18 protein-coding genes are annotated in these 18090 nt (G+C 48.1%); 8 read left to right on the top strand and 10 right to left on the bottom strand.

All coding sequences use genetic code 11. The annotated features are described in order from the left end of the window. Positions 1-2: 2 nt before the first annotated feature. From EL84_RS01260 to EL84_RS01275, 4 genes are all read right to left on the bottom strand, one after another. Positions 3-275, bottom strand: a complete 273-nt coding sequence (locus tag EL84_RS01260) for a hypothetical protein (RefSeq protein WP_017691024.1) — start codon at positions 273-275, stop codon at positions 3-5. A 55-nt stretch (positions 276-330) separates the two neighbouring features. Beyond that, a complete protein-coding gene (locus tag EL84_RS01265) occupies positions 331-1668 on the bottom strand; it encodes a hypothetical protein (protein WP_235431470.1) in 1338 nt (445 codons plus the stop codon). A gap of 15 nt (positions 1669-1683) precedes the next feature. Beyond that, a complete protein-coding gene (locus EL84_RS01270) occupies positions 1684-1965 on the bottom strand; it encodes a hypothetical protein (RefSeq protein ID WP_047840388.1) in 282 nt (93 codons plus the stop codon). A 353-nt stretch (positions 1966-2318) separates the two neighbouring features. Next, the gene (locus tag EL84_RS01275; protein ID WP_047840389.1) at positions 2319-3575 is read right to left on the bottom strand and encodes a DUF445 domain-containing protein; all 1257 of its coding nucleotides are present in this window, start codon (positions 3573-3575) and stop codon (positions 2319-2321) included. A gap of 333 nt (positions 3576-3908) precedes the next feature. On the opposite strand from EL84_RS01275, the gene EL84_RS01280 reads away from it, so the two are divergent. The 3 genes from EL84_RS01280 to EL84_RS01290 all read left to right on the top strand — a co-directional run bounded on the left by EL84_RS01280 (position 3909) and on the right by EL84_RS01290 (position 6377). Beyond that, the gene (locus tag EL84_RS01280; protein WP_047840390.1) at positions 3909-4736 is read left to right on the top strand and encodes an aldo/keto reductase; all 828 of its coding nucleotides are present in this window, start codon (positions 3909-3911) and stop codon (positions 4734-4736) included. Between the two features lie 274 nt (positions 4737-5010). Continuing rightward, positions 5011-5529 (top strand): sigma-70 family RNA polymerase sigma factor, encoded by a 519-nt coding sequence (locus tag EL84_RS01285; RefSeq protein WP_047840391.1) that lies wholly within the window; start codon positions 5011-5013, stop codon positions 5527-5529. Further along, entirely contained in the window at positions 5526-6377 is an 852-nt protein-coding gene (locus EL84_RS01290) for a DUF4179 domain-containing protein (RefSeq protein WP_047840392.1), read from the top strand. Before EL84_RS01285 ends, EL84_RS01290 begins: the two co-directional genes overlap by 4 nt. 151 nt (positions 6378-6528) lie before the next feature. Here EL84_RS01290 and EL84_RS01295 read toward each other — a convergent pair whose 3' ends face one another. Continuing rightward, positions 6529-6990 carry a cupin domain-containing protein gene (locus EL84_RS01295; protein WP_017691032.1) on the bottom strand — a complete coding sequence of 154 codons (462 nt, stop codon included), beginning with the start codon at positions 6988-6990 and terminating at the stop codon, positions 6529-6531. 257 nt (positions 6991-7247) lie between these two features. Between EL84_RS01295 and EL84_RS01300 the strand changes: the two genes are divergently transcribed. Beyond that, positions 7248-8099 (top strand): AraC family transcriptional regulator, encoded by an 852-nt coding sequence (locus EL84_RS01300; protein ID WP_036616653.1) that lies wholly within the window; start codon positions 7248-7250, stop codon positions 8097-8099. A gap of 152 nt (positions 8100-8251) precedes the next feature. On the opposite strand, the gene EL84_RS01305 is transcribed toward EL84_RS01300, so the two are convergent. After that, on the bottom strand, positions 8252-9865 hold the full coding sequence (locus tag EL84_RS01305) for a glycoside hydrolase family 28 protein (protein WP_047840393.1): 1614 nt from the start codon (positions 9863-9865) through the stop codon (positions 8252-8254). 480 nt (positions 9866-10345) lie between these two features. Here EL84_RS01305 and EL84_RS01310 point away from each other — a divergent pair, with 480 nt between their 5' ends. The 4 genes from EL84_RS01310 (at position 10346) to EL84_RS01325 (ending at position 13531) form a co-directional block, all read left to right on the top strand. Next, positions 10346-11074 (top strand): amino acid ABC transporter ATP-binding protein, encoded by a 729-nt coding sequence (locus EL84_RS01310; protein WP_047840394.1) that lies wholly within the window; start codon positions 10346-10348, stop codon positions 11072-11074. 40 nt (positions 11075-11114) lie between these two features. After that, positions 11115-11945 (top strand): transporter substrate-binding domain-containing protein, encoded by an 831-nt coding sequence (locus tag EL84_RS01315; protein WP_047840395.1) that lies wholly within the window; start codon positions 11115-11117, stop codon positions 11943-11945. Between the two features lie 101 nt (positions 11946-12046). Further along, the gene (locus tag EL84_RS01320) at positions 12047-12769 is read left to right on the top strand and encodes an amino acid ABC transporter permease (RefSeq protein WP_036616642.1); all 723 of its coding nucleotides are present in this window, start codon (positions 12047-12049) and stop codon (positions 12767-12769) included. Between the two features lie 111 nt (positions 12770-12880). Then, entirely contained in the window at positions 12881-13531 is a 651-nt protein-coding gene (locus EL84_RS01325; protein ID WP_047840396.1) for an amino acid ABC transporter permease, read from the top strand. 406 nt (positions 13532-13937) lie between these two features. Here EL84_RS01325 and EL84_RS01330 read toward each other — a convergent pair whose 3' ends face one another. The 4 genes from EL84_RS01330 to EL84_RS01345 all read right to left on the bottom strand — a co-directional run bounded on the left by EL84_RS01330 (position 13938) and on the right by EL84_RS01345 (position 18075). Continuing rightward, positions 13938-15275, bottom strand: coding sequence for an FAD-dependent oxidoreductase (locus tag EL84_RS01330; RefSeq protein WP_152682942.1), 1338 nt, complete (start codon positions 15273-15275; stop codon positions 13938-13940). Positions 15276-15334: 59 nt separating this feature from the next. Further along, on the bottom strand, positions 15335-16189 hold the full coding sequence (locus EL84_RS01335; RefSeq protein WP_047840397.1) for a carbohydrate ABC transporter permease: 855 nt from the start codon (positions 16187-16189) through the stop codon (positions 15335-15337). Beyond that, the gene (locus EL84_RS01340) at positions 16173-17087 is read right to left on the bottom strand and encodes a carbohydrate ABC transporter permease (RefSeq protein ID WP_047840398.1); all 915 of its coding nucleotides are present in this window, start codon (positions 17085-17087) and stop codon (positions 16173-16175) included. Before EL84_RS01340 ends, EL84_RS01335 begins: the two co-directional genes overlap by 17 nt. A gap of 277 nt (positions 17088-17364) precedes the next feature. Beyond that, complete coding sequence (locus EL84_RS01345; RefSeq protein ID WP_047840399.1) at positions 17365-18075, bottom strand: hypothetical protein; 711 nt, start codon at positions 18073-18075, stop codon at positions 17365-17367. Positions 18076-18090: the final 15 nt, after the last annotated feature.

Raw genomic sequence — 18090 nt, forward strand, 5'->3', positions numbered from 1 at the left:
CTTTAGCGTTCCTGATCCGTCTGGATCATGATCTCAATATATTGCAGCAAGCTTTTCTTCTGCTGTTCAATGGATTGAATACGTCTGGACAAGCCCGCAAAAAACTCTTCAATCTGCTGTCTTGTATGATCTGCGGACTGGCCTTTCCAATCGTTCAGGCGACTGTATAGCGCCCGCGCTTCCTGTTCATCGGCTTGCAGACGGGCAAGCAGCTGTGTAAGTTCTTTTTCCGCAATTCGAAGATCATTCAATTCCACCAGCAATTGTCCACCCACTTGCGTTCCCCTCCCCCATGTACGTGATATCGACGCTAGCACCCAGAAATTCTAATTAAAAATGAACCGGACTTTCGTCCGCCTGCCGGAAGGCATCTGCTTTCTCATCAATAAAGTTCAGGAACTGGCTGGTATGTTTCATATGCCATGTGCTAAGTTCTTGAATCGACGCGTCCAGTTGGGTGACAATGGGCTCCAGCCTGCGACTGCGGCTCGTATGCAGATATTGGGCCATGCGGCTTCGTACCTGGTTTAGCTCGGCATTGCATTGTTGTGCATTTTGCTTCCACCGCGAAGCGACACTTTTCAGTTCTTCCGGCGTTACCTGAATCAGACCTGAAGCCGCAGCAGCCGAAGCCATACCTCCACCGCCGCCAGACTTGGAACGTAACGGACCTAAGTTCTTGCTGAACGGTCCCATGTGATCCATAAGGCGTGGTGAATAGCGGATTCTCTCTCCAGTAATCGGATCGTACAGGTCATTGGATATGTAACCATTTTTGAAATCATATTGATCCAGACTGTGATAGTTCTCCCCGCCAAATGAGTTCTTGGCTTTATCGATAATACTCACGCCATCATTCGCCGAGTCATAATCGGAGTTGATGTAATAGGTCGATCCCACATGCCGGTCATATCCTCCCAGCGTTCCGCTGGCTACCAGATCACTGGGATTTGCATAGTTCACAACCTGCCCGTCAAATGCACCTGATTCAGCCCGGCGCCGCATTTCTGGCGTCAGATTACCCATTACAGATGGTGCACTAAACGTCACGGCTGGAATTCCTGTATAAGCAGACGCATATTGTGCATTTCCCCCGCCCAAGGAATGTCCGGTCATCGAGAAATTCAGATCCTTATGCTTGTTCTGCATGTGATTTGCGTAGTCTTCGGATTGATACATCTGATTGGCCCAGCCTGTAGGGGAAACGGTTTTTTCAATATCTTTTACGCGATCACCGGTCCAGTTCTCCACGTCTCTTACCCTGTCGCCAGCCCAATCCTCCACTTTGGATATGCCCGTGAAGTCCTTAACACCTTCGACCCCTTTGTCGAGCCAATCCGGCGTAAGATTATTAACAAAATTCCCGGCCTCCTGCTGACCCTTACGAATCAATTCTCCGCCCCCAATGCGGCCATCCATGACAAAGTCAGGTACAGAGCGATCCAAGGACGCACTTCCTTCTGTACCACGATAAGCAATGACAGCTTCCTTGGTCTCGGGATTATAAAATGTGACGGCATCAAAACCGGAAAATTTGTTACTTTCCGTCCCCTCAAGGACCTCCCATCCGGGAAGTTCCGTTAATTTGTCTCCAGCCTTTTGATCCTGGTAGGCTAGATCAGACATCGTTTTATACGTTTCATCATCAATATTGGACCCGTTACTCAATAACTACACCTCCCTTTATTTGTCGTATGGATTGTGTCCCTTGGCTATCATCACTTCCTCAATCTCAGGACTAATGACCAGGTTCTTGGTTACCTTCTTTTTGTAGTCGTACGAAATGCCAAAGCTCTGATCTTCATGATCTTTCACATGCCCTTTCAGCCCAATCTGGGACACTGCCATTTCCGGTAACAACTCTTTGCTTGTAATTACAACATCCAGTTCAAACTTCTGCTTGAAGTGCTGAATTACGGTTGCTTCAGCTTCTTGGTATAGAGCTTCCTTCTCACTTGCATTCATGTTCTGACAACCTCCCAAAAATATAGTAAACACCATCATTAGTGTGAATAAACCCTTCAACCATCCTGCACGTTTAATACGGATCCCCCCTCATAATAGAATCGAGGCATTCACTATATGTGAAGTACACCCTATTCATCTGTTACCTGCATCATAGTACAAAATCAACATGAGCCATATCGGCTAACAGAATCGTTTTCATGTAACTTTCTTCCTATATGATTCAAATAGGACACTTTGGTGTACATTACCCACTTTCCTAATTCTTGCATCAAGTACATGATAATTTTTCCATCCACGACAAAAAGAGCCTGCTCCTCGTAGGAGCGGCCCTCCTTTTACATACATTACTTTTATGCCAATGCCATCTGCAGCGCAGTCAGCGCAATCCCGATAACAAATCCGGTAACGGCTCCGTTGATCCGAATCCATTGCAGGTCCTGTCCAACCTTATCCTCAATCATCGAAACCAAAGTGGCATTGTCCATTTTGTCCACATTTTCGCGTACGAGTTTACCGATTTTGGAATGATTTTTCTCCAGCAGTGTTGTGACGCCATTTACGATCTTGGCATTCATGCCTGTCATCAACTCGTCATCTGCCCGCAGATCAACCAATACCCGCTCAATGGCAGGCAGTGCATACGTATCTACATACTGTCCATCTTCCATCGCAGCGAGCGCCTTGTCTCTCAGTTCGGTGAGTTTGTTCAGCACCGTTTCCTCTGCGTTCCAGCCCTCCAGCATATTGTTCTTCCAGCTGTTGATTCCATCTTGCATAGCCTCGCTCATTGCCAGACGCACCGTCTGGGTACGTACCATATCAAGCACCTTGTATCTTAGAGCACTGCCTTCACGTTTCATATCCTCTACCCGATCGAAGAGATATCCTTGCAAAATGCCACCCAGACGCTCCTCGTTCATATAACCCAGGAATGCATTCATCGCAAACTGCATCAAACCGTTCATCTGAATGCCACTAATGGCTTTCATGCCGCTTTCACCCAAAAACATGATCGTCTCGGGTTTAACCAGCCACTCCTCGGCTTGCTTCAGTCCGTAGTCCAGCGCTTTGGCGTCGTAACCACGCTCTGTCATCTGGTGGGCAGCCCGTTCCAGAATCGGACCCAGATCAAAGGCGCCCGCCTGTGACTTGATCTCACGTGCTACGAGCGGAGCAATCTGCTCTAACGGCAGACCAGCCAGAATTCGTTTGCAGAGTGTATCAATCATCGTCTTGATCCCGTCACTGTGAAGCTCACGTGTCAACGTATCGAGCACCGTCTCTGCTGCTTTGAAATCTGCAATTTTCTCGGTAATGCTGTCTTTGTTGAGCAAGTTATTCTCTACTGCGGAGACCAGACCTTCCGTCATTTTATCGCGATTTTTCGGCAGCAATGCAGTGTGTGGAATGGGAATACCGAGCGGGTGACGGAATAATGCGGTAACGGCGAACCAGTCCGCAAGTCCACCCACGAGTCCCGCTTCAAATGATCCTACCAGCAACTTGCCCACGGGAACGCCCTGGAACGGCAAGGATGCAGCAAAACCTGCTCCCATCACCACGAGAGACCAGGCAGCTGCTTTTTTGGTTTGTTTAGGTTTAGCCATTGTATTCTTGCTCCTTTATCGTTAGTCGTACGGTCCGATCTGTACCCGATTCCGCACTTCTTCGTTTCTTATGTAAATTCTCCATAGCAAAGTCTTGACTTCCATGTTTCGTATACTTCATCTTATCACCCACAAGCGTCAAAACCAAACCTCTGGTTGAAGAAAAAGGATAATAGCGGCGTTTACTTCGTAAAAATGAATCGCTCCCTTTTCCAAGACCAGGAAGATTTTAGTATAATCATTCAAGACGGCCCTTCGATATCGATTGGCTGCTGAACAGCAGGGTAATTACATAGTGGAACAATGAATCAATAAGAGGAGGAATTTCGGACCATGAAACACGTGCAGGACACAACCACGCTCTATAACGGAGTCAAAATGCCATGGCTGGGTTTTGGGGTATTCAAAGTTAAAGACGGAGACGAAGTCGTTCATGCTGTCAAAACAGCCATTCAAGCTGGTTATCGCAGCATCGACACTGCCAAAGCGTATAACAACGAAACAGGTGTCGCTCAGGGTATTCGTGAATCTGGAGTAGCTCGTGAGGATCTGTTCATTACCACTAAAGTATGGAATAGTGATCAGGGATATGAATCCACGCTGGCTGCCTTCGAAGCCAGCATGGAACGACTCGAACTGGAGTACCTGGATCTCTATCTTATCCACTGGCCGGTTAAGGGCAAGTACAAAGATACATGGCGAGCGCTGGAGAAACTCCATAAAGAAGGACGCATCCGCGCGATCGGTGTGAGCAACTTCCAGATTCACCATCTGGAAGACTTGATGATCGATGCCACGATCAAACCAGCGGTTAATCAGGTGGAGCTTCATCCACTACTGATTCAGTCAGAGCTTCGTGAGTACTGCAACAAACATCAGATTCAGATCGAAGCCTGGTCTCCACTCGGACAAGGTCATCTGATGGATCATCCGTTGCTGAAGGATATCGCCGCCAAATACAGCAAGTCCCCCGCACAAGTGATTCTGCGCTGGGATCTGCAGAACGGCATCGTGACGATACCGAAATCCGTTACGCCTGAGCGTATTCACGCGAATGCCGATCTCTACGATTTTGAGCTAACTTCAGAAGAAATAGAGCAGATTAACGGCCTGAACGAGAACAAACGCTTTGGTTCTGATCCAGACAACTTTAACTTCTAATATAAGCAGATAAATTCGATTACACCCGCCTTCGATCTTAGAAGAGCGGGTGTTTTGGTATGTGATGTTATAGGCAATCTATTCGTTGTTAAGAATGGAGGCGAGGCTCGCCATCCTGTTCAGCGCCAAAAGAACAAAAGTTTTTTGACCGTTTAGAACTATTTTGTCTCCTCATCAGTCTAACGAGTGTCAAGCGAACTCAAGTACTTATATAGAATCCAGGCCTGGAACGAGTGGTGACTTGAATATTTAGGTTGATCAGGGGGGATCAGGAGTGATTAGACTGAACCATAGAAAGACAAAAGAAGAACAGTTCAGCAAAAAAATAACAGAGATTCAAAATAAATTATATCGACTGGCATACTGCTATGTTAAAAACGAACAAGAAGCGCTGGATATCGTATCCGAAGCGGTCTATAAAGGGTACATCGCTTATGGCAAGATGGAGTCCATGACTTATTTTGATTCCTGGATGTCACGAATTGTGATTAACACAGCGATAGATCATATACGACGCAACCAGCGAGTGACCTATATGGAGGATCATGTTCAGGAGTTTGTGGCTCCAGAGCGAGGGGCATCCGTGGAAGAGAAAATGGATCTGTATGATGCACTGGATCGACTCGTGCCCGAAGATAGAGCCTATATTATATTAAAGTTCTTTGGTAATATGCGTTTCCGGGAGATCGCTGAAGTGCTCTCCATACCGGAAAATACAGTTAAGTCCAAATTCTATCGTATTATCAAAAAATTAAAATTTTATTTGATTGAAGGAGAGGTTGAGAACGTATGACAGGAAAAGATCGTTACGAAGATATTGAAATCCCTGCTCAACTTACTGACGTTATTCATCATGCACAGAAAAGAGCCACTGCTCGCAAGAGTTCATCTCGAATGATTCGTTATGCCTCAGTCATAGCGGCATGTGCTGCTTTTCTGTTCATAGTCAACATTCCTACTGTCGCAAACGCCATGGTCAAAATACCTGTGGTTGGATCTATTGTTCAGGTATTGCAATTTGGCGATGGAGGCAAAGTTACAGATGGAGTAACTGTGGGATCGGAAGTAACCGAAAATACGCTTAAAATCAATTTTAGCACCGACGAGCAAGATCAGACTAATGATGCACCCCATTATAATGTGGTACACAAAGAAGCACCGAATCGTATCCTCTTCACTTTTAGCGGTGCACGTTACATGGATATAAAGAATGTCAAAGCCGACTTCATGACCCAGCCTTTAGTGAAAGATGTTTATGGTTCCATGATTTTAGACGACTCTTCCGTCGGATTCGTAGTTGTTTTAAAAGAAGGGGTACAGTATGCCGTAACGGAATTCAAGAACCCTGGATACCTGGAAGTGAAATTGACTTCCGACGGCAAACCAGTCACACCTTGGAAGGTATACTCTCTCCGCACAGAATCAATGCCTTTTGGAGAATCGATGGGTATAATTAAAGAGTCCTATCCGGATGAGGACATCTCTTTCCTCAAAACGTCCACTGGTGAGTTTACAGCAGTTATTGGAGAATATCTTACCGCTGAAGAAGCTGAACAGAAGCTCAAAGAACTCGCTCAGCAACCGGATTATCATGAAGAGTTTTATGTGGACAGCTGGATGAGTAACGAGAATCCGAAGTGATTAGTTATTGCCAAAAGTGATGCTGATCCAAAAGGGAATCCTACATCCCTGAACTGGGCATAGACCTCAGCATATTTAATACGCTCGATCCAAAAAAATCCCGATTCGGATGCACTGAGCATCTCGGATCGGGATTTTCACATATTAAAACCTATTCGCTTTTGGATACAAGCTTGAAATCATCAAAGTGGAAACCTGGCGCTACTACGCAAGTTACCAGTACAGGCTCATCGCCCAGCGGACGCGCTGTCTGCCATACGCCGGCAGGAACGAGCACCTGTGGTGATTGCCCCGCAGCAATATCCATCCCCAGAACAAGAACTTCCTCGTTCTCCGGGTTCTCCCCATTGCCACCCAGCTTCAGTTCAACTGGACTGCCGCTGTGCCACAGCCAAAGTTCATCGGACAGAACCGTATGCCACTCGGAGATTTCATGTGCGTGCAGCAGGAAATACGTGGAACTTGCCGAGAATCGTGGACCGGAGTATGTATCCGGCAGAACGGACTGTGGAATCTGATAAGACGCCTTCCATTCTTCCTTATACCAACCGCCTTCAACGTGAGGTTGCATATTGAGCGCAGCAACCAATGGCGATAATTCATGTGTCGTCATAACCTGTTTCCTTCCTTCCAAATCATATTGGAGACACTCCTTAACCAGAGTTTCGCCTCTCTCTCCCTACTCTAAAACATCATTCAAGTTTTGTCACCTTGACAGCACATAAGTGCCATGCCGAATTCATTCTCTCGGTATTTAACGATAGGATTAAAGAAATATTTCATTTCCAATGATAGCGTTTACAAAAAGATGGATGTTCCGTTATGATATGGATATCGTTGTTAATCCGTGAAGCAGAGGGGAGCTGTACCATGAGTCTCATAGAGGACCGGATTGGACCCAAATACCGAATCGGTGAACATTCATTTACCATTGAACATATGCGCAGACATGATGGGAATGGTATGCCACAACCTCACGCTCATCCATTCTACGAACTGTATTACTTACTTGAAGGTGAACGAGTGTATTCCATGAATGGTCAGATTCTGTCCGCCCGCAAGGGTGATTTTATTCTGATTAATCCACACGATGTACATACCACCTCCAAAGGAAGTATTCCCGGCTTCGAACGGATATTAATCGGTTTTTCTCCTGCTTTTGCAACGGGGATGGAACTTGGCATATGTGGTCTGCTGCCTTTTAATTGTTCAAGACTCCTTCGCCTGCCTGAAGCGGAACAGCCCGAGATGGAGCGTATATTGTGGCAGATGCTGCAAGAATGCAAAGAGCGACGCCCTCACTATGAGATCGCCGTAAGAAGTCTGCTTGCCCAACTTTTGATCCGTATTCATCGGGTAGAGGAGGACATCCGGCAGTCATGCCCCGGTCCCTTGCATCCAATGCAGGACAAAATCAGTGAAATTGTCACTTATGTGAATAAAAACTATACCGAACCACTTACACTGGAGGGTGCAGCCAATCGTTTTTATATCAGTCCATCCTATCTGAGCCGAATGTTCAGCCGGTTTACCGGGTTTCGATTTAGCGAATATTTGCGTGTTGTTCGTGTCCGGGAAGCACAACGAAGATTACTGTCCACACAAGAGCGTGTCCAGATGATCGCTGAGAAGGTAGGATTTGAACATACGGCTCATTTTAACAAAACATTCAAACAGGTTACCGGTACAACACCGCTACGCTATCGTAAGGAACACCGGTAGATCTTCAGATAACTTCATATAAAAGCCGAGTGGGTAGCCTTGCTCCAGAGATTACGTACCCCTTATATCAAAAGGCATCACGATTACTGGATCTATGGCTACGCCACTAAGGCTGAATTGGACCAACTTGTATAAACCTTATTACATACTTTTTATCTACGAATGATCACGCCACTTCGCACCTCGGGACCCACAGATATCTGACGACCGTCTGTGTCAGCATCGCCTTCACGACATACAATGCCTGCGGACTCGTGTCCGGTCACCATCAGAAGTCGGCCATCTGCACCTTTGCCCTGAATGCTCTCTAATTCTGCCCCTTTGCACTGGTGCAAATGAACCAGCGGACCTTCAGTGATCTGCGCCTTCAATTCAGCGATATGCAGATGTTTTGCATGAGCACATTGGATACCACTGCGAGCTTGCACGTTGTAACGCTGGATGATCACCCCATCCAAAGGCAGTTCCGGCAATCCACTCACAAGCAACGCAGTGTCGGCACCGGCACAGACCACATCCGATATTCGAATATCCCGGAACACCGGCGTCTCTTCGCTAATCTCCTGAGATAGATCACTGCCCCGAGCAGACCCTTCCTGATTTGCATAGAAAAAGGAAAACGAGATGGCTTCCATAATGATATCTTTCATATATATGCGCTCAATCTGGATGTCCTCAACCACTCCGCCGCGCCCACGTGCGCTTTTGAAGCGAAGTCCAATGTCCGTGCCGATAAATGTACAATCCAACACACGCACATGCCGCACACCACCGGACATCTCACTGCCAATGACAAACCCGCCATGACCGTGATACACCGTGCAATCCCGAATGGTGATGTACTCCGATGGAAGACCCAGTTCACGACCTTCGGCATCCTTGCCTGATTTCAGACAGATCGCATCATCACCGACATCGAATATACTCTTCTCTACCACCACATGACGACAGGATTCAATGTCCAGCCCATCTCCATTCTGAGAAAACCACGGATTCCGCACACTCACGTTACGAATAGTGACATGCTCAGATGCCCAGGGGTGCAGATTCCATGCAGGCGAGTTCTGAAACGTTGGACCGTCCAGCAGTACCCGTTTGCATCTCCGTAAACTGACCATGTTGGGACGTAAAAAGTCTCTGACTTCTTCATAGGCAGCGACATCACGTACCTGCTCCTGATGCAATCGATTCGCGATGGTGCCGCCCTCAAGTGCAGCTGTGGTAGGCCACCAGATATCTTCATCTCCACCGGATTGCTCTACAACACCACCAGAAGCGACCAATTGGTTCCATTGTGAAGTGGTCATTTTGGAGCGTTTTACTGGACGCCATGCCTCCCCGCCCCCATCCCATATCCCCTCACCAGTAATCGCAATATCCTCCAGTTGATCACCATCGATCGGGGATTGGCAACGTACCACCTGCCAGCCTTCGAAGCTTGATGCAATTAATGGGTATTGATCAAAATCTCGGCTAAATGTAACCAGTGCCCCTGCTTCCACATGTAGTTCGATACGGCTGCGCATTACAATCGGGCCTGTGAGCCATACCCCGGCCGGAATTACGATTCTCCCACCTCCTGCTTCAGCACATGAAGCGATGGCAAGTCGGAACATCTCCGTATTATCTGTTACGCCGTCTCCAACAGCTCCATAGTCTGTAAGCTGAAAATCCTGAGCAGGGATGACGGGCAAATTGGCTTCATAAGCTCGAACATCGGACTGGGCACTTGCTCCTGTCGACATTGGGGAGTGATATGTATTCATCGTGCAGAATCATCCTCTCTACATGTAATGGAATTGTTATAGGGTCAATACATCGCTTTTACTTTCCTTACGTACGTTCAAACGGACGCTCTCTCGCTCCATCATATCAATGGCATGACGTGTAGGGTTTAGCTTTCTTGCCATGTACACGTGGAACTTGATGCTATTTGTTTTGTTAATCAGAGTCATAAATCAAACATCACTTTCAGTATACTCTATACAACTATTCCAAAGGTTGGAAAGCAACTAGGAGAATAGATTCATTTTTCTGTCAGGATTCGTCACAAGGAGTTTAATAACATGACAGATATATAACATATTTTCTGGCTATAGCCCTAGGGAACCCATTACTTATGTCATGTTTTATCACAAACCAATTGCCATAAGCAGGATGACTATGTATGATTAAATAACTAGTTTCAATTTATTCCTTATTATTCCTTTTACACACAGACGTTGCAGAAAGGATGGGGTGTACTCTTGATTGAATTTAGGGGTGTCCAGAAACATTTCGGTCATTTTCATGTCCTCAAGGATATCCATCTTCACATTGAAGAAGGAGAAGTCGTCGTCATTATCGGACCTTCCGGCTCCGGCAAAAGCACGTTACTCCGCTGTATTAACCGCCTGGAGACCATTACCGAAGGTGAACTTGTCGTCAGTGGGATTCCTCTACATCAGAAAAAGGTGGACATTAACCTCTTCCGCCGTGACATCGGCATGGTATTTCAACACTTCAATCTTTATCCTCACAAAAAAGTCATCGATAACATTACCCTTGCACCCATGAAGGTGCGCAAACAACCCAAAGAACAGGCAGCCGCAACAGCAATGAAGTATCTGACCCGGGTGGGCATTGCCGACAAAGCAGAAAGTTATCCCTCCCAGTTGTCCGGTGGACAGCAGCAACGGGTAGCCATTGCCAGAGGACTCGCCATGGAGCCCAAAATCATGCTTTTTGACGAACCTACCTCTGCTCTCGATCCCGAGATGATCGGGGAAGTCCTCGATGTTATGCGTTCCCTTGCCCATAATGGCATGACCATGGTCGTCGTTACCCATGAGATGGGATTCGCCCGTGAAGTTGCGGACCGGGTCATCTTCATGGACGAAGGCCGAATTGTAGAAGAGGCCAACGCTGCTGAATTTTTTGACAACCCCAGAGAAGAACGAGCACAGCAATTCCTGAGCCGTCTGATTCATCATTGAGAATAATCCACTATTCCATTTTGAAAGGGGTCTTTTATTCATGAAGAAATTATTGAAATGGCCATCATTTATGCTTGTCCTCATTCTCTCCCTTGTATTGTCAGGTTGTAGCACAGGTACAGATACACCTTCAGCGAGCGGTGGTGGCGATGCCGAGGCGAAAGGCACGATTGAGCGGATTAAGGAACGCGGCAAGCTCATCGCCGGTGTGAAATACGATACGAAGCTGTTTGGCTTGAAAGATCCTGCAAGTGGCAACGTTGAAGGATTCGATATTGATATCGCCAAAGCACTCGCCAAACAAATCCTTGGAGATGAGACCAAGGTCGAACTGAAAGAGGTCACTTCCAAGACACGTATTCCCATGCTGCAAAATGGAGACATCGACATCATCATTGCCACAATGACAATTACGGATGAGCGTAAGGAACAGGTGGATTTCAGTGATGTTTATTTCGAAGCAGGCCAATCCCTGCTGGTGAAAAACGACAGTGCGATTACCGGCCTGGAAAGCCTCAGCGGGGTGAAAGTACTCGCGGTGAAAGGCTCCACATCCGCTCAGAATATTCGCGAGAAAGCCCCGGATGCTGAGGTGCTTGAATTCGATAACTATCAGGATGCATTCACTGCTCTCAAAGCAGGTAAAGGCGAAGCGCTGACCACAGATAACATCATCCTCATCGGTATGCAACAGACGGATAACAGCTTCCAATTGGTTGGTGGTAATTTCACAAGCGAACCTTATGGTATGGCCATTCGCAAAGGTGACACTGCCTTCGTGGAGGAAGTCAACACGCTACTCAAAAGCATGAAAGACAGCGGGGAATATGACACATTACATGAGAAATGGCTGGGCGCGAAGCCCGAGTAACCCGAATTAAGATAGGTAAGCGGCGAATTCGTCTGCTGGATGCGAAGCATGAGCAGACGTAATCGCCGTTTCTACATCTGGAGAACGGAGGCTTCGCCTATATGGGCACATTGGATTTCAGCGTACTGATGCGACACTCGGATCGTTTTCTGGAAGGATTCCTGAATACGATTCAAGTGAGCATTATGGCTCTCATTGGCAGCTTTATCCTTGGCGCGATCCTGGCTATCTTTCGGATATCCCCTGTGAAACCGCTGAACTGGATCGGCACGGCTTTTGTGGAATTTATCCGAAACATCCCATTGCTGTTGGTTGTGTTTTTCTTCTATCTTGGACTGCCTGCACTAGGCATCTCGCTGGATGGGTTTGTCTCCGGTACTCTGGGTCTGACCATCTACACCGCCGCTTTCATTGCCGAAGCGATCCGAGCGGGCATTCAGACCGTGCCGCGTGGACAACTGGAAGCAGCAAGGTCTTCCGGCTTGTCCTATGTACAGGCCATGAATCTGATCATTCTGCCCCAGGCCATCAAGATTGTACTGCCGTCCATCGGCAACCAGTTCATCAATTTGGTCAAAAACTCATCCATTCTTGCCGTTGTCGCCGGTATGGATCTTATGTATTTTGCCGACCTAGTTAACTCGGATACGTTCCAACCGCTAAGTGTGTACACCATTGTTGCGCTGTTCTATCTGGTGCTGACACTACCACTTAGCTTCCTGGTGCATTATATGGAGCGCAGGTTTGGACAGAGCGATGCAGAAGCGCGCAGCACCAAAGGCAAACCGAAAAAGAACAAACCGGCAGGTCAGGTTACCATGTAACAGATTGACTTGTACCTGCGCAGATTTTTAGGGAAATATATCGGCTTGTCCATGCCCCATCTATTGATCTTCGATATTCCATTCCTGCACACAGAAGGAGGCTAATAAAATATGGACTTTAGCGGGGCCTATGCGTGGCCCAACCTTCGTTTCCTGCTTCAAGGATTCCTGATTACCCTGCAGGTAGCAGGGCTATCCATTATATTCAGCTTTGTGCTCGGCACTGTGCTGGGTACGATCCGGTTTACCCGTATCCCTGTTCTGTCACAGATCGTGGCAGTGATCGTGGACACGATCCGAAATCTGCCGCTGTTGCTCATCATTTTCTTCATCCACATGGTACTTCCACAGCTCGGGATTAAAATGTCCGTCTTCTGGTCCACAGTTGTTGGACTGAGTCTGTTTGAAGGCGCGATGATCGCTGAGATCGTCCGTAGCGGTCTGAAGTCTGTTGAGCGCGGTCAGGTGGAAGCTGCCCGCTCCTCGGGCCTGAGTTACATGCAGACTCTCGGTGGCATCATCATGCCACAGGCGCTACGCCGCATGTCCCCGCCGATGGTAAGCCAGTTCATCTCACTCCTGAAGGATACTTCACTGGCGATCATCATCTCTCTGCCGGAGCTGATGCACAACGTGCAGATCCTTGGCGGTCAAAGTTTCGATTACATTATCCCGGCCCTGCTGCTCGCAGCCGCATTGTATTTTGTCATCAACTACGCGCTGTCCATTGTCGCAAGGCGACTTGAGGCACGGATGAATTGATAATCGGAGAGAATAAGGCATGAAGGCGCCCCAAAGACTCTAAACCCACCTATGCAGTGGATTTGGAGTCTTTGGGGCTACAGTTATGCTCATCAATTCACAAGCTTCCCACCAATTTCTAACGAACTGAGGGAAGCTTATTTAGCTATTTTGGGGATAGTTTCTAATCTAACGAATCGTAGACGCTCTATTCTTCCGATTCACCCCACTTTTACCCCCTATTGCAGGGTTTTGAGTAAAATAACTTCACTGAGATTCGTTACATTTTTCATTTCAGCTTATATCCCGAAATTAGACGCCTCAGGTTCGTTAAAACTTACGCCACCACCGCGAATTAAATAAACACCCACTCCCACTATTAATGATTCACCCGATTCGCCCAATTCGTCCACAATCAGCTCATCCGCTAGATCGCTGCTCCATTGCGACGTAATTCCGCCTGTAACAGCGCGATCGGCAGTTCCACCGGGTCCAGCTTCATCTTCACTGTGAGTGCAGCCGCTGTTCCCGCGGCCTCCCCGGTAGCCATACAGCTTGGAGTCAACCTTGTCGTTGCATGCGCCTCATGTGTGGTGGATATGCAGCGTCCTGCCGCCAGCAGATTGCGGATATTTCGAGAGATCAGACAGCGATACGGAATATCATATGCTCCATCTCCCTCTATAAAGGCAGCCACAACGCCTTGACCCGAAGGGTCATGAATATCAATCGGATAACCACTTCTGGCAATCACATCTTCAAATTTTTGTCCTGCAACCACATCCACCTGGGTCAAAGCGTAATGACCTATGATTCGCCTGGATTCACGGATACCAATCTGCGTTGCTACTGCCGAGATCGAAGCCCGTTTGAATCCAGGCACATCACGCTGCAAAAACTCAGCGATCATCAGCACCTGCTTCCGGCCTTCCTGTTCCGCAGAGGTTAGATCCTCGGCATCCGTCGCATCAAGTCCCTGCACTCGGGTACAATTAATCAGCACTTCATCCTCTGCCGGTCCGGTAAAAAACAATACCTGGTCGCGATTAATCGGCACACCTGCTTTTTTCCACTGGGAATAGAAGCCGCTCACCCCGGTTAACGGAATGCTGTCCAGCTCCGAGAAGGGGGTCTTGGCATAGAAATCCTCCGGATGCTCCTGCATGTATTGTTTCACTCGTCCAAGATCGACACCACGCATACGGAATTTCATGGTCATCGGCTGTGACTGATGGTCGCCGTCTCGTCCCTTTGCCACAGAAGCCCCCGCAAGATAAGCCAGATCCGCATCCCCGCTTGCATCCACGAATACGTTCGCCTGGAATTCCATTCTTCCAGACTTGTTGGTCACTCGCACCGCTTCCACCCGATCATCTACAACGACCACCTCGTCCACAAAGCTGTGCAATAACAGCCGGACGCCTGCCTCCCGCAACATCTCTGCCGCAACCACCTGAAAGATGGCCGGATGGTATGGCGTGACGGTATGCACAAATCCAACCGTATCGCGCAGATGTCCCGGGGAGCCGCCACGTGCCTGCAAACGATCCACAATCTCCTGCGCAATACCTTTAATAACCTGCTCACCCTGCTCCGTATGGAAAGTCATCCAGGGATAAACCATAGCAGCGGTTGACATCCCGCCAACGAATCCGTATCGCTCCACCAGCACTGTTCGTATACCCTGCCGTCCAGCCGCAATGGCTGCCGCTATTCCCGCAGGGCCCCCTCCTACAATAACGACATCTGCTTCTTCCTTTTTCATGCTCATCCGTTCATGCAAATGTTGTCCCTCCTTCCGTTCTATTGCACGTATTACACGTCTTACTCTTTCAGTCCCGTCATGGCAACCCCCTCAATAAAGCGCCGCTGTGCCAGGAAAAAGACAATTAACAGTGGCAAGGTTGCCATGACGGTGGCGCTCATCAGATATTGCCAGGCTGTACCCACTTCATCTGTAAACAAAGACAAACCCAATGGCAGTGTCATCAGCTCACGCGAGTTAATGAAGATCAACGGATCAAAAAACTCATTCCAGATCGTCACAAACGTGAAGATCGTCAGCGTAGCCATACCCGGCTTGGCAATGGGCAGCATAATTCGCGCATATATCCGGAATCGGTTGCAACCATCAATCATCGCCGCTTCTTCCAGTTCCGTTGGCACCGTAATGAAGAACTGCCGCATCACAAAGATGCCAAACACACCACCCGCGCCAAAGATCGGCAATAATATCAGCGGAAGATGGGTATCAATCCACCCCAGCTGCCGCATGAACAGAAACATCGGTATCGCCGTCACCTCATGGGGAATCATCATCGCACTCAGCAGGATGAGAAATACCACATTACGTCCTTTAAACGGAATTTTGGCGAATGCGTAACCGGCGAGGGAAGCAAAAAATACTGTTCCTAGCACAACCAACGCAGAAATGTAGATACTGTTCCAATAAAAACGGTGAAACGGAATCAATCGAAAGACATCGATATAGTTCTGAAATCGGAAAGTATCCGGTATCCACTGCGGTGGATAGGTGAATATGCTCTGGGGTTCCTTGAATGATGTCGATATCATCCAGATAAATGGCACAATCATAATGAGGGAAGTCAGAGTCAGCAACAAATATGTCCCCAGAGTACTTCCTATCTTCCGCCCCGAAGGACTAGGCATCGCCTTCATTGAATACCCACCTCTTTCGGAGCTGCCATTGCAGCAGCGTCAGAATTAGCACGATAAAGAACAGTACATATGCGAGAGCAGAAGCATAACCAAACTGAAATAATTTGAATGCTTTTTCCCAGATATAATAAACCAATACCTTGGTGCTGTTGCTCGGCCCGCCCTGTGTCATCACATAGATCTGCCCGAATACTTTGAGTGAACCAATCACGGTCATGACTACGGTCAAAAACACGGTTGGCGTGATCATGGGCAGCGTGACGTGAAAAAAGGTTCCCCTCTTGCCAGCCCCATCTAATGTTGCTGCTTCGTACAGTGAACGCGGTACCTGCTGAATCGCTGCAATGAACAGCACCATATTCAGACCGACATTTTTCAACACACTTGTCACAATCACCGCCGGCATTGCCAAATCTTCATTGTAAAGCCAGGCCGGACCCTTGATGCCGGCCATCAACAGAAGCTGATTAATCAATCCCGACTCTGTCGCATACATCAGCTTCCACACGATGGCCCATACGATCAACGAGGTCATGACCGGAACAAAGATCGCTGTTCGGAAAATTCCGATGCCCCGCAGATTTCTGGATAGCAGCAACGCAAGCAGCAGGGCGAGCACAATATTAAGCGGCACCAGCCCCGCTGTGAAATAAACCGTATTGGCAAGTACTTTCCAGAACATGGCGTCTGTCATAATATTCCAGTAATTATCCAATCCAATAAAATGATGATCTCCCAGCAGCGGCCAGTCGGTCAGGCTCATGTATAACGCGAGACCCATGGGAAACAACAGCAGCAGGGTAAACCCAAGCACCATCGGCGATACAAACAGCCAACCCGCGATCTGGGCCTCTCTGGCGAGCGGCCCCCCTCTTTTGCGCTTGCGTGAATGGGTCAATCAGGCCTCCCCCTTTTAATCAAATTTCCTCCGAAGCTGAACTCTGCGACGATTCTATATAAGGTGAACTATACATTTACAACAAGAACGTAGAGGACAGAAAAAACCTGAAGAAGCGAAGCGGTCGCCTAAAAGCTTTCTGGAAGAAAGCTGCATCGGAAGCATATGCTTATCCCCGGATTTCCCCTTTATATATGGGATTCAAAAGAAATCTGGGGATAACAGCGATCGGAAGGTTGTTCTGGCATCGGAGTGGCAAGTGTAAATATTCTTTAGTTCAACTTATATAGTCCGGACGGTTCAGACTGTCCACCGCATTGCGGAACCCGTTCACAGCCCTTCGCAACTGTTCCTCCGTGTTGCCTGTCACGACCGCCCCAAGCATGATCGCCTTTACCCCGGTATCGCGCAGCACTCGAACATCCTCCGGCACCAGCTTTCGCTGGGAAGGAACCAATACCGGTATCTGAGCTTGCAGGACCAGACGGCGATACTTAAGCACATCCGCGAAGCTGAGCGGTGTACCATATTCTTTTCCAGGTACAATGGATGCCTCCAGAGCGGTAAAGCCGAAGTGCGCTGCTGATGTTACGAGGGAAGCATCATATTCCTCATTGATCGCAAACGTTGGGTCCAGCCTCAAGTCATTCAACATGAAGGAAGGCAAGTGATGTGCATAGATGGAATAGAAATCAAAACCCAGCCCGGAAAGCCCCTCCACATCCTCCCTTTGTGCTCCATCAATACTGCCAGAAGGTACAACCCCAAGCGGGCCACCAAACTCACTGCGGATCGCCCGAAACACCTCGGCGTACATGTCCAATGGACCAAAATGATTCCCGCTGGCGCGATGACCGACATTATAATGTACCTTCAGTGCATCAGCGCCCTCTTCCATAGCTGCCCGTGCCAAAGCAATATCATTCTCAGGCAGGCTGACCACCAGCGACAGCGGTTCCCGTTCAAGTAATTCTTTGAAATTGCCCATTGTTCTCACCTCCGG

Origin of the sequence: Paenibacillus sp. VT-400 (assembly GCF_001029205.1) — a bacterium.
GTDB lineage: Bacteria > Bacillota > Bacilli > Paenibacillales > Paenibacillaceae > Paenibacillus > Paenibacillus amylolyticus.